Here is a 12,107-nt window from a genome sequence, read left to right on the forward strand (position 1 = left end):
GGCGTAATTGCCCGTTCGCGCGCGGCTTAGCCGGTGATCATGGCAAAAGTCTAGCGTGATGCGGCAATTCTTGGGGCGTTGTGGTAAATTGGCGCGCCCAGTGCACATTCACTCTTCGTTTTCAGCCAGAAATCGCTCGGCCTCAAGCGCGGCCATGCAGCCCATGCCTGCGCTGGTGACGGCCTGACGATATTTATAATCGGTCAGATCGCCCGCAGCAAAGACGCCGGGGATCGAGGTGGCGGTGCTGTCAGGCTTGGTCACGACATAGCCACCCATGTGGGTTTCCAGTACATCCTTGACCAGTTCATTCGCCGGCGCGTGTCCGATGGCGACAAACACCCCCTTGGCGGGAATTTCGGTGATTTCACCTGTTTTGGTATGTTTGACCCGAACCGCTTCGACACCCAAAGGCGCGTCCGTGCCGATGACCTCTTCCAGTGTATGGAACCAGAGGGGTTCGATTTTCGGGTTTTTCATCAACCTGTCGATCAGGATGGCTTCGGCGCGCAATTCGTCGCGCCGGTGGACCAAAGTTACCTTTGACGCGAAATTGGTCAGGAAAAGCGCTTCTTCCACCGCAGTATTGCCGCCGCCGATTACCACGATTTCCTGCCCGCGATAGAAGAAGCCGTCGCAAGTGGCGCAGGCGCTCACGCCAAATCCCTTGAATTTCTCTTCCGAGGGCAAACCCAGCCATTTCGCACGGGCGCCGGTGGCCAGAATAATCGCGTCTGCCACGTACACTGTGCCGCTGTCCGATTGTGCTACAAAGGGGCGTTTGGAAAAATCGACTGACGTGATGATGTCGCCGATAATCTCGCAGCCCATCGCCTTGGCATGATCCTGCATGCGAATCATAAGATCGGGGCCTTGCACTTCGGTATCGCCCGGCCAGTTTTCCACTTCGGTCGTGGTTGTCAGTTGTCCGCCGGGTTCGATGCCCTGCACCAGTATCGGGTTCAGCATCGCACGCGAGGCATAAACGCCCGCCGTGTATCCCGCAGGGCCGGACCCGATGATCAGAACTTTGGTTTTGCGTGTTTCGGCCATGTGTTTTTCCCCGGTATAGATTTGCGTGCTGGCAGCGGCCCGTTGCATATAGCGGCCCGGTCCGGGGGCGAAAAGCCCTGAAATCTGTCTGTATTGCATGGCTGCCTTGCATGTGCGAAAGCGCGTGGTGTTAAGAATGTTGCGCGCAGACGAAAGATTATTGCGCGCACCTGCGGTAGTGCTATAACAAACGCAAATTCCACTGGGGGTAACATGGCCGGAACGCGCCTTGATCCGATTGATCGCAAGATTTTGGCCGAATTGCAGGCTGACGGGCGCATGACCAATGTCGAATTGGCCAAGCGGGTCGGCATTTCTGCACCGCCGTGTTTGCGCCGGGTGCGCACATTGGAAGAAAACGGCTTTATCCGCGGGTATCATGCAGATGTGGATGCCCGCGAACTGGGCTTTGAAGTGCAGGTTTTTGCGATGGTCGGCCTGCAAAGCCAGGCCGAAGTCGATCTGCGCGCTTTTGAACAGCGCTGTCGCGAGTGGCCGCTGGTGCGCGAATGCCATATGCTGAACGGCGAGGTGGATTTCATATTGAAATGCGTCGCGCCCGACCTCAGCACTTTTCAGACGTTTCTGACATCCGGTCTGTTAACAACTCCGAATGTGGCCAGTGTTAAAACATCGCTGGTTATTCGTGGGGCCAAGGATGAACCCGGCGTGCCGTTCGACGTACTGGAAGCGCGTTTGGAAAAATCTGCCTGAACTGCGTCAGATCGCAGAAGCATCGTGATAACGGGCACCCGGCGCGTGCGGGTAGATCATCGGGCCAAAATCGGCGAGGTGGTGTATGTGATCAAACATCGACAGATAAATCTGGCGCAGGTTGTGTGACACTTCAGTCGATGCGCCAGTACCGGGGTGGTAGCTTTCCACTTCAAGCCCACCGGCAAAAATGATCGCATGATGTTTCAGGCAAAGATGAAACAGTTCGATCGGGGCGGGGGGCGTGACGTCAATCACGTTTTCCCCGTCAACGAAACCGCGCAGGGGGGTCAGCATTTTTTGCGCCCCGGCAGATGCGCGCAAATGATCAGGCGTATGCAGGATACGTGCCGCAGGCCCGGCCATCATGTAAGAGCTAGGGCGCGAGATGCCAAAAGCATCTGCCATCACCCGCGTCATATGGGTGATGCTGCTTTGGGATGACGGGCGGTCGGGGCGAAATGTCGTGGATCCGATCCACTGAACTGGGGATGCGTTTCCGCGGCCTGTCAAAATCTCGTCTCCGGGTAGCAGGTCTTCGATCGCTACTTCGCCGGTCGGCGTGGAAATCAGCGTGCCGCGGGCGAAAGCAGACACTGCTGCCTCGAAAAGCGGAATGGCGGGCGCGATGTGGGATGATGTTTCGATATCGCCGCGTGCATTCAGACAGGCGACTTCGTAGCGGCGCAATGCGGGCGCTGCCTGCTGCGAAGACCGCCCGTCGAATGCACTGGGGCGCGGTTTCCGGCCATACATCGCCGGATTGATACTGGTACCAGCCGGAGAGACGGCTGCGGAGGGTTCCGCCCGAGAGAAGGCGGTGGAGGGACGCACCGAAGCTTCGGCGCTTGTGGGGGTCTTCATGCGATTACCTTTGCAGGTTATTCGCTTCTTTCGCCGGCCCCCACCGGATCAACGACAGAAGCAAAAGTTAGCTTCAATGTCTTGCGTTAGACTTAAAGTCGTCCGGATTCGGGTAAACTGTCAAAATTTTCGAACCATTGTTTTTCAAAACGGAAACAATTGTCGGGAAATGCATTTTTTGTTTCCTGTTGCTGCGAATGGCTTGCCATAATTTGGCCAAGCGGCTGGTTCGGCACAAAAAAAACCGCCTCCGAATCAACGGAGGCGGGTTTCCACTCGTACTCGGGTCACAGGTAACACCTGCGCCTCGCAAGGCACCTAGCCCGAGTGTAACGGGGCATGTGCCGTCAGGCGGTTTTCACTTTGGCCAATGGCGCGGAACGCTTGGCAATGAATGCAGCGCGGCGTGCGCCGCGAGCCCAGGGCATGCATACTTCTGTGGATGCGGCTGCCGCGGTCACTGATTTGATGAACCGTTTATTCGTTTTCATGATCTGCTCCTTGCTCTCAATAGGGACATGACGTCTTGATGCGTCCTGATCGCGAACAGAATGCCCGCGTAATAGGGCAAGGATTTGACGACAACGGATTTTATTGAAAAATCTTCTGGCACACCTTCCTGAATAACGCAGCCGTTGTGGCGAAGGCTTTACTGAACTGAAAACATTACGAAAAAATAAACGCGATCAGGGAATACCACGAGATTTTAGTGTTTCAGCTCAAGCAATAGGGCGTCAAATAGGCATGAACCGCCACGGTACTGCCCCAGTTCAAAGTGAAATGGCAGCGATCAGGCGTCCGTAATCCGCTTCCTTGGCGTGTACGCTGCGCCGATAGGAAAAAAAACGGTCCGCATCCGTATATGTGCAATGGCGTGTCCATTCCGCATGTCCGACACCCGCGCGCCTTAGCCTGTGCAGGCCAAATGCGGGAAGATCAAATTGCATCCGATCGCCCGCGCCATTGGCAAAGAAGCGCGCGTTGTCGTGATCATCGGCCAGGAATTCATCCAGAAAATCCGGCCCGACCTCGTAAGCAGACTGGCTGATACATGGGCCTATTGCGGCGTTTATGTTTTCGCGATTTGCACCCAAGCCTTCCATCGCTTTGATCGTCGCTTCCAGAATACCGTCCAGCGCGCCGCGCCATCCTGCATGGGCTGCACCGACAATGCCGGCCTTGGGATCATGAAACAAAACCGGCTGGCAGTCGGCCGACAATACGGAAAGCGCCAGTCCGGGCGTCGCGGTAACCATCGCGTCGGCGCGCGGTTTTTCGGACGGGGGTTCGGTCAGGGTCACGACATCTGTGGAATGAAACTGATGCACAGATACCAGATGGTCATGGGCAACGTTCATAGCGTCCGCCACGCGCGCCCGGTTGATCGCTACCATATCGGATTGATCCGAACTGCCCGCGCCGCAATTCAATCCGGAAAAAACCCCCGAAGATGCCCCGCCACGCCGCGTGAAAAACCCATGGCGGGCAGGGGTCAAGGCATCTGCGGTAATGATTTCAAGCGTCATGAATCCAGTCCGGGCGGGGGCGGGCCGTTTGTCGGGAACAGGCCCAGCGTCTTGAACAGGTTTCCCATTTCTGTCGGGTGCGTCAACCTGTGATGGGCAACGATCACATCCTTGCGCGCCTGACAGCCGGTTTTGGCCAGTGCTTCTGCACGTTGCGAGATGCCAAGCCGTTCCAGAAAGATGCCCTGGGGGGTGACGCGTGTATGGGCACAGGGCACGCTTGCGCATAACGCTTCGAAGTCGACATGTGCCGTCAGATCGGCCTGACCGGGGGCCGACAGGGGATCGACATATTCATGCGCTCTTACGGCCTGCAACGTGTCGCCCAATGTCCGCCAGTCGCCATAGTCAATGATCAATCCCGCGCCGCCAAAGGTTTCGATCTGGTGCCCGATATCGTCCAGAATGGCCTGCGCGGGGCGGCAGGTTTCGATCAGATCGCCGTCTTTGGTATCTTCCAGACGATGATCCAGATCCGCCCATTTACCGGGCGGCCCCAGCCCAAAGGCAAGTTTTCCGTCAGGGGCGCCGATGCAGCGTTCACGCCACCCCGGTCCGGTGCGTACAAACTGGCGAATGGGCAGAGCATCAAAAAATTCGTTCGCGACAAGAAAAAGTGGCGCATCCGGCAAGTGATTGGTTGTTTCGATCCATTGTACGGCACTGCCCTGCAACATGTCCCTTTGCTTTTGTCGTAACACGGGGCTGGCTTCGATCAGGGTGATCTGCGCCGCGTCCAGAAAACCGGGGACGGATTTGGTGGCCCGCAGGATATCGGCCATGAGCGTACCCCGTCCGGGGCCAAGTTCGGCCAGTATGAAATGGGCAGGGCGCCCCTGATCCATCCAAGCCTGAGCCAGAGCCAGCCCGATCAGTTCGCCGAACATCTGGCTGATCTCGGGGGCGGTCGTAAAGTCGCCCGTTGCGCCCAAAGGATCACGGGTTGTGTAATAGCCCAGCGTGGGGTGCAACAAACAATCCGTCATGTATTCAGCGACGCTAAGCGGCCCTTCGCGGGCAATTCGATCCAGTAAATGCGCCTCAAGCGTCATGGTGTCGCCGTGCGTTTCTGATCAAATACACCCCCAGCAAGATCATCGGCAGGGATAGCAACTGCCCCATCGTCAGGCCATACCCCCCGATATGCAACGCAAGGCCCAACGGATTGCCCGGGGTGATGAACTGTGCATCCGGCTGGCGGACAAACTCGACCGCAAACCGGGCCAGACCATAGCCGGCAAAGAATGTGCCTGCGATGCGCCCGGGCGTTTTCAACCCGTCGCGCCGCCAGACCAGCCAGATCAGGACAGCGCCAAGGATCAGACCTTCCAGCACGGCCTCGTAAAGTTGCGATGGATGGCGGGCGCACAGGCCTATCAGGCCATCACATGACTGGGCCGCTTCACCGGGAAACACAACGCCCCAGGGCAGATCGGTCGGGCGACCCCACAATTCGGCATTGATGAAGTTGGCAAGCCGTCCCAGCAACAAACCCGGCGGTACACCCAGCGCCATGATGTCGGCGGCGGACAATTTGCTGATGTTGTGGCGCTTTGTGTAAAGAAATCCGGCAAGTATGACACCCAGCAGACCACCGTGAAAGGACATGCCGCCTTGCCAGACCTGCAGGATCAGCGCCGGGTTTTGCAGGTAGTAACCCGCCTGATAAAACAGAACATAACCTAGCCGGCCGCCCAGAATGACACCCAGTATCACCCAGGTCAGCAAATCTTCGATCTGCTGCGGGGTCATCACTGCCTTGTTGTGGGCCCATAGTTGTGGTGTTCGAACGGCGCGCAACACTAGACGCCAGCCCGCAACGATACCCACGATATAGGCCAGCGCGTACCAGCGCAGCGCCAGATGGAAGCCAAAGATGTCGATGGCAAAAATCTCGGGCGAGATGTCAGGAAAGGGAAGAACAGCGTGCATATGCGTCTGAATGCCTTTGGCCGTGCGGGGAAGTCAACCTTGTGGTCGATGCGCACAATGCCCATATAGATCGCAACGGTAAAGGAGTGCACGCAAATGCAGACCCGCAACAAAATTATGGACGATATTTCGCAGTTGATGACCAATGCGATGGGCGTGGCGCAAGGCGCAAAGGACGAGGCGGAAACGGCTATGTCTTCGATGATCGACCGCTGGTTGGCCGATCGCGATTTCGTGACCCGCGAAGAATTCGATGCGGTCCGCGCAATGGCGCAAAAGGCGCGGGAAGAGAATGAGGCACTGAAGGCGCGGCTTGATGCGCTTGAGGCCAAAGGCTGAGCCGAAGCGCGGCTTGCGCGTTCATTTCGTGATCTGAAACAGTGAGGCTGGAGCTGTCCATATTGTGGGCAGTTTTCCGACCTATCCACAACTTATTGCGGCTGTCCCCAAAATTGGGGGTTGCCAGATGCAGTTGCACACTCCACCATATATAGTATGGGACCGGGGGTTCGCCCCGGCCCGTAGAGCAGGCACCTAGCGCTTGGGGCGCTGCCGCCCCACATCGCTAGAAGCGATCATAAGAGGTGGCACCATGGCCCTTTCCGAGCAGTATCTGGAAGAAGACCTTCACCCTATCGACATCGTCGAACATCTGGCCGAACACCACGAATGGGATTTCGATCGTATTGGTGATGACCAGATCGCCATGGCGGTCGAGGGACAATGGCGGACCTATTCGATCACGCTGGCATGGTCCGGCTATGACGAGACTTTGCGAATGGTGTGCTCTTTCGAAATGGAACCGCCAGAAGACAAGCTACCGCAGCTTTACGAGTTGCTGAATTCGGTGAATGATCAATGCTGGGCCGGGGCGTTTACCTACTGGCCCGAGCAGAAACTGATGGTTTACCGGTACGGCTTGGTTCTGTCCGGCGGGCAGGTCGCCGGTCCGGATCAGATTGACACGATGATAGGCGCCGCGGTGAACAGCGCAGAACGCTATTACCCGGCTGTGCAGCTTGCAGTCTGGGGCGGGAAAACTGTCCGCCAGGCGATGCAGGTCGCCATTGCAGAGGCCTACGGGCGCGCGTAAAACTGCCCCCTGAACGGCACGCCGGATCAGGGGGCAACTATGAACATGAAAATCGTGGCAGACCGGGGCCTTGTGCTGCTGGGCTGTGGAAAAATGGGATCTGCGATGCTTGCCGGATGGCTGGCCGGCGGATTGCCCCCTCAATCGGTCTGGGTGAAAGATCCTTACCCATCAGACTGGCTGAAACAGCAAGGCGTGCATCTGAACACTGATCTGCCCAATGCTCCGGCTATCGTTCTGGTGGCCGTCAAGCCGCAAATGATGGCCGAAGCATTGCCGACACTGGCGCAGATGGGCAACGGCGCAACCTTGTTCGTGTCCGTCGCTGCGGGAACGCCGATTGCGTTCTACGAACGGGTTCTGGGCGCGGATACCCCGGTGATCCGCGCCATGCCGAACACACCTGCGGCAATCGGAAAGGGGATTACAGCATTGATCGGTAACGCAAAGGCGGATGCGTCAAGCATGGCGCTGGCCGAAGCGTTGTTGCAGGCTGTCGGGCAGACCGTCCGCCTGGAAAGCGAAGCGCAGATGGATGCGGTGACAGGCGTCAGCGGGTCAGGCCCCGCCTATGTGTTTCATCTGATCGAAACACTTGCGGCAGGTGGTGAGGCGCAGGGATTGCCCGCAGATCTTGCCATGCAGTTGGCCAAGGCCACTGTCGCGGGGGCCGGAGCGCTTGCCGAAGCCACCGAAGAAACGCCGGCGCAATTGCGGGTAAATGTGACCAGCCCCAACGGCACGACCCAAGCTGCGCTTGAGGTTCTGATGGATGAAAAAAAGGGTTTTCCCGCCTTGTTGCCCAAGGCTGTCAAGGCAGCGAGCGAAAGATCGAAGGAGTTGTCGGGTGGCTGAGATTGATTTTGAAGACTTCCTGAAGGTGGATATTCGCGTCGGTCGCATCGTGCGCGCCGAACCCTTTCCCGAAGCGCGCAAACCGGCCTTCAAGCTGTGGATTGATTTCGGCGAAGAGATCGGCGAACGAAAAAGTTCGGCCCAGATCACAAAGCATTATGATCCCGACACCCTGATCGGGAAATCGGTCATGGCCGTGGTCAATTTTCCGCCCCGCCAGATCGGACCGGTCAGATCAGAGGTACTGGTGCTGGGCGTATCGGACAATAACGGGGATATTGTTCTGATCGCGCCGGACAAGGACGTCCCCTTGGGCGCACGGATGCACTGATGGATATCTTGATATCTCGCCCGTTGCCTTCGGCGGTTCTGGATGCTCTGGAGCCGGATTTCAACGTGACCGTGCGGGCGCAAACCACACCCCTGACACCTGATGAACTGCGCAAGGCCTTAACCGATTACGACGCGGTCATGCCAACATTGGGAGACCTATTCTCGGCCGAGGTTTTTGCCGATGTTCCAACGCCCCGCTGCCGGTTGCTGGCCAATTTCGGTGTCGGATACAACCATCTGGATGTAAGTGCCGCCAGAGCGGCTGGTGTGCTGGTGTCCAACACGCCGGGGGCCGTCACCGATGCCACCGCCGATATCGCGATGACCCTGATGCTGATGTCTGCAAGACGCGCGGGCGAAGGCGAACGGCTTGTGCGATCTGGTCAATGGGAAGGCTGGCACCCGACACAGATGCTGGGGCTTCACCTGAGCGGAAAAACCGTTGGTATCGTCGGCATGGGCCGGATCGGTCAGGCTATTGCGCAACGCTGCCATTTCGGGTTCGGAATGCAGGTAAAATATTTCAACCGAAGCGAAAAAACGCTGAGTTTTCCGGCAGATCGTATCGCCACTCTGACAGATCTGGCCGCGCAGGTTGATGTTCTGGTGCTGGCTGTACCGGCGGGGGCTGCAACACATCATCTGGTTGATCAGAGCATTCTTCAGGCAATGCGGTCCACCGCACACCTGATCAATATTTCCCGCGGTGACGTGATCGACGAAACGGCGTTGATTACAGCGCTAGAGGACGGCCAGATCGCCGGTGCCGGGCTTGATGTTTATGAATTCGAACCCAAGGTGCCCAAAGCGCTGATCGCGTTGGAAAACGCGGTTCTGCTGCCGCATCTCGGGACATCGGCACTCGAGGTGCGTGTATCGATGGGGATGATGGTGGTGGATAATCTACGCGCGTTTAAAGACGGCAAGCCGTTGCCAAACCCGGTGTGACATCAGACAGGTGCGTCGCCGGTGGCGGCGCGCCAATGACGTCGGCACAGCGACACATAGGTTTCGTTTCCGCCGATCTGTACCTGCGCTCCGTCGGTCACTACCTTTCCGTCTGCGTCCTGCCGGATCACCATCGTTGCCTTTTTTCCGCAATGGCAGATGGTGCGCACTTCACGCATTTCGTCAGACAGGGCCAGCAATTCGGCAGAACCGGGAAACAGCGCGCCGCGAAAATCGACCCGCAGCCCGTAGCACATGACCGGTACGTTCAGATCGTCGACGGCGCGGGCCAGTTGCCACACCTGATCTTTCTCAAGAAACTGGGCTTCGTCCACAAATACGCAGGCAACGGGGCCGGATTGCATCCGTGATTGCAGTTTCGCAAACAGATCTTCTCCCGGAGCAAATGTGTCTGCAGGTTCTCCTATGCCGATCCGCGATGCGATTCGTCCCTCTCCGGCGCGTTTGTCGAACTGGGCGGTCAAAAGATAGGTCTGCATACCGCGCTCGCGATAGTTATGCGCAGCCTGCAACAGAACCGTCGATTTGCCGGCATTCATGGTGGAAAAGTGAAAATACAGCTTGGCCATGCGCCCAGTTACGATGATCGGCCCCGCCCGGCAAGTCTATCCAGGGTGGGGCCGATGCTGGTGTCGCAAAATGCGATGGGAACAGAACCGTTACAAACTCTATTGTCACCAAATAACGCGTCCAAGGGGGACACCGGCAGGAACCGCCGGATGCAAGGAAACGTCTCTGGTTCAATAGACCCGCGCATCACCTGCCCAAAAGCCGGACATGCCGACCCTTACAAACAGGTAACGCGACGGGCCCCACCCTGAAACCGATGTAGTGGGCACCGGCAACTCGTACCTTCCCGAAAACCTATGGGACGGTTTATAAATGACATTTCCCTTGAAACAGATTAATGGGAAAAGTCTTTACGGTTTCCCCGCTTGGGGTCTTGTATCGGGGTTGTAACAGGGAGCGTTGTATGGCCGGTATTGGCAGTTATCTGAAAAAGCACACAGAAGCTTTGGTGAAAGATGTGGGAATTGAACCCGCCTGCACCTTAACAGGAAAATCCAAGGCGACATTGGGGCGCTATTATTCAGACAATCCCGAACACGCGGATCGGTTTATGCCAATTGATGCCGTTGCCCTGCTGGAAGAGGCATCGGCCTATCCTCATGTCACGTCGGCACTGGCCGAACTGAAAGGGATTACCCTGTCTTATGATGACAGGCGTCCCAATGAACAACGCAAAGGCGGGATCAATACGGATGTCATTGCGTTAAGCCAGCGCTTTGCGATGCTGATGGCCGAGTACCAGCAATCCATCGAAGACGGGATTATCACCATCAACGAAGCCAAGCGTTTGCTGAAAGAAACGTCGATGCTGCAACAGGTTCTGATTGATATGAAGTTGCATCTGGAAGAAGAAAGCGGCTGACCCTGTACGTCAGTCGCGGCGTTTCACGATGACCGACCCGACAGAATAGCCTGCGCCGAAAGAACAGATCACGCCCAGATCACCATCCGCCAGATCGTTAGAGAATTTCGAAAAGGCGATGATGGAACCGGCCGATGATGTATTGGCGTAGTCTTGCAGGATGTTGGGCTGTTCGCCTGGTTCCGGCGCGCGGCCCAATACTTTCTTGCCGATGAAATCATTCATCGTTTTGTTGGCCTGATGCAGCCAAAGCCGTTTAAGATCAGATGCTTTTATGTTTTCGGCCTCCATGTGGGCCGCGATGTGCGCGCTGACCATGGGCAGCACTTCCTTGAACACTTTGCGGCCGTTCTGCATGAATTGCATATCGCGCCTGTCTTTTGTGCCATCGGGGCGCGAGCGGCGCAAAAAGCCGTTGTTGTTGCGGATGCTGTTGGAAAATTCGGTGGCGCAGCGGGTCGAGACGATCTCGAAACAGGGGCCGCCCGCCAGGTCGGCGTGTTCAATCAAGGTGGCCGTTGCGACATCGCCAAAAATGAAATGGCAATCGCGGTCGCGCCATTCCAGATGCGCGCTGCAAATCTCGGGGTTGATGACCAGTGCACTGCGGATGCTGCCGGATTTGATCATGTCCGCAGCGGCCTGAATTCCGAAGGTTGCAGATGAACATGCAACATTCATGTCAAAGGCAAAACCGGCACAGCCAAGCAGGTTCTGGATTTCAACCGCAATGGCCGGATAGGCGCGTTCCATATTCGAAGCGGCGCAAATGACCAGATCGACTTCGGATGCCGATCGACCCGCCTGAGCCAGCGCTTTTTGCGCGGCATCAACGCCCATTTCCGCCATCAGGGATGGTTCTTCATCGCTACGCTGGCGCAGCAGCGGGTGCATGATCTCGGGGTCCAGAACGCCTGACTTGTCGATCACATAGCGCTGGTTGATGCCGCTGGCCTTTACAATGAACTCTTCGGACGAATGTTCCTTGGCCTCTGTCGTGCCGGCCGCAATCTCATCTGCGTGTCGGGCATTGAACAGGTCCGCATAGGCGTTAAAGGCGGCCACCAGTTCGGCATTGGTGATGATTTCACTGGGGGTGAACACCCCGGTGCCGGTAATGGCAGCTTTGTACATGAAGTGGCCCTTGCGTGAGTTTCAGTCAGAGTAATGCCTCTGTCAGAACAAATCTATAAAAGATGATTTACCATTATAAACCAATGACTTGGGGGGTTAGAAAAATTGCAGTATGTCCCCCGATATGCCGTATGTATGTCCCTCTGCCAATGAAGTCCACAGGGGCGTTCAAGGTGTTCACTGACGTTCACAATGAATCACT

The 12,107-nt window shown here is 56.9% G+C and carries 15 protein-coding genes; 7 read left to right on the forward strand and 8 right to left on the reverse strand.

Annotated features, from left to right (window positions below; genetic code table 11):
• Positions 1–108: 108 nt before the first annotated feature.
• Entirely contained in the window at positions 109–1,053 is a 945-nt protein-coding gene (gene trxB / locus OLX72_RS10585; RefSeq protein ID WP_114871239.1) for a thioredoxin-disulfide reductase, read from the reverse strand.
• Positions 1,054–1,266: 213 nt separating this feature from the next.
• On the opposite strand from trxB, the gene OLX72_RS10590 reads away from it, so the two are divergent.
• A complete protein-coding gene (locus tag OLX72_RS10590) occupies positions 1,267–1,767 on the forward strand; it encodes an Lrp/AsnC family transcriptional regulator (protein WP_114871238.1) in 501 nt (166 codons plus the stop codon).
• Between the two features lie 6 nt (positions 1,768–1,773).
• Here OLX72_RS10590 and OLX72_RS10595 read toward each other — a convergent pair whose 3' ends face one another.
• The 5 genes from OLX72_RS10595 to lgt all read right to left on the reverse strand — a co-directional run bounded on the left by OLX72_RS10595 (position 1,774) and on the right by lgt (position 6,089).
• On the reverse strand, positions 1,774–2,631 hold the full coding sequence (locus OLX72_RS10595; protein ID WP_254684631.1) for a Hint domain-containing protein: 858 nt from the start codon (positions 2,629–2,631) through the stop codon (positions 1,774–1,776).
• A gap of 347 nt (positions 2,632–2,978) precedes the next feature.
• Positions 2,979–3,122 (reverse strand): hypothetical protein, encoded by a 144-nt coding sequence (locus OLX72_RS10600; protein ID WP_205388977.1) that lies wholly within the window; start codon positions 3,120–3,122, stop codon positions 2,979–2,981.
• A gap of 279 nt (positions 3,123–3,401) precedes the next feature.
• Positions 3,402–4,157 (reverse strand): peptidoglycan editing factor PgeF, encoded by a 756-nt coding sequence (gene pgeF / locus OLX72_RS10605; protein ID WP_433988611.1) that lies wholly within the window; start codon positions 4,155–4,157, stop codon positions 3,402–3,404.
• Positions 4,154–5,209 (reverse strand): class I SAM-dependent methyltransferase, encoded by a 1,056-nt coding sequence (locus OLX72_RS10610; RefSeq protein WP_433988612.1) that lies wholly within the window; start codon positions 5,207–5,209, stop codon positions 4,154–4,156. Before OLX72_RS10610 ends, pgeF begins: the two co-directional genes overlap by 4 nt.
• Complete coding sequence (gene lgt, locus OLX72_RS10615) at positions 5,199–6,089, reverse strand: prolipoprotein diacylglyceryl transferase (protein ID WP_433988613.1); 891 nt, start codon at positions 6,087–6,089, stop codon at positions 5,199–5,201. The genes OLX72_RS10610 and lgt overlap by 11 nt, the downstream gene beginning before the upstream one ends.
• Before the next feature lie 96 nt (positions 6,090–6,185).
• On the opposite strand from lgt, the gene OLX72_RS10620 reads away from it, so the two are divergent.
• From OLX72_RS10620 to OLX72_RS10640, 5 genes are all read left to right on the forward strand, one after another.
• On the forward strand, positions 6,186–6,428 hold the full coding sequence (locus OLX72_RS10620; protein ID WP_114871233.1) for an accessory factor UbiK family protein: 243 nt from the start codon (positions 6,186–6,188) through the stop codon (positions 6,426–6,428).
• Positions 6,429–6,681: 253 nt separating this feature from the next.
• The gene (locus OLX72_RS10625; protein WP_114871232.1) at positions 6,682–7,182 is read left to right on the forward strand and encodes a YbjN domain-containing protein; all 501 of its coding nucleotides are present in this window, start codon (positions 6,682–6,684) and stop codon (positions 7,180–7,182) included.
• A gap of 39 nt (positions 7,183–7,221) precedes the next feature.
• Complete coding sequence (gene proC, locus OLX72_RS10630) at positions 7,222–8,037, forward strand: pyrroline-5-carboxylate reductase (protein ID WP_433988614.1); 816 nt, start codon at positions 7,222–7,224, stop codon at positions 8,035–8,037.
• Positions 8,030–8,368, forward strand: coding sequence for a tRNA-binding protein (locus OLX72_RS10635; protein ID WP_114871230.1), 339 nt, complete (start codon positions 8,030–8,032; stop codon positions 8,366–8,368). Before proC ends, OLX72_RS10635 begins: the two co-directional genes overlap by 8 nt.
• Entirely contained in the window at positions 8,368–9,318 is a 951-nt protein-coding gene (locus tag OLX72_RS10640) for a 2-hydroxyacid dehydrogenase (RefSeq protein WP_433988615.1), read from the forward strand. Before OLX72_RS10635 ends, OLX72_RS10640 begins: the two co-directional genes overlap by 1 nt.
• Before the next feature lie 2 nt (positions 9,319–9,320).
• On the opposite strand, the gene OLX72_RS10645 is transcribed toward OLX72_RS10640, so the two are convergent.
• The gene (locus OLX72_RS10645) at positions 9,321–9,908 is read right to left on the reverse strand and encodes a thymidine kinase (RefSeq protein WP_433988616.1); all 588 of its coding nucleotides are present in this window, start codon (positions 9,906–9,908) and stop codon (positions 9,321–9,323) included.
• Positions 9,909–10,312: 404 nt separating this feature from the next.
• Here OLX72_RS10645 and OLX72_RS10650 point away from each other — a divergent pair, with 404 nt between their 5' ends.
• Positions 10,313–10,771 carry a hypothetical protein gene (locus OLX72_RS10650; RefSeq protein ID WP_114871227.1) on the forward strand — a complete coding sequence of 153 codons (459 nt, stop codon included), beginning with the start codon at positions 10,313–10,315 and terminating at the stop codon, positions 10,769–10,771.
• A gap of 9 nt (positions 10,772–10,780) precedes the next feature.
• On the opposite strand, the gene OLX72_RS10655 is transcribed toward OLX72_RS10650, so the two are convergent.
• A complete protein-coding gene (locus OLX72_RS10655) occupies positions 10,781–11,905 on the reverse strand; it encodes a beta-ketoacyl-ACP synthase III (protein ID WP_433988617.1) in 1,125 nt (374 codons plus the stop codon).
• Between the last annotated feature and the right edge of the window lie 202 nt (positions 11,906–12,107).

Source organism: Sulfitobacter sp. TBRI5, from assembly GCF_051013555.1.
GTDB lineage: Bacteria > Pseudomonadota > Alphaproteobacteria > Rhodobacterales > Rhodobacteraceae > JL08.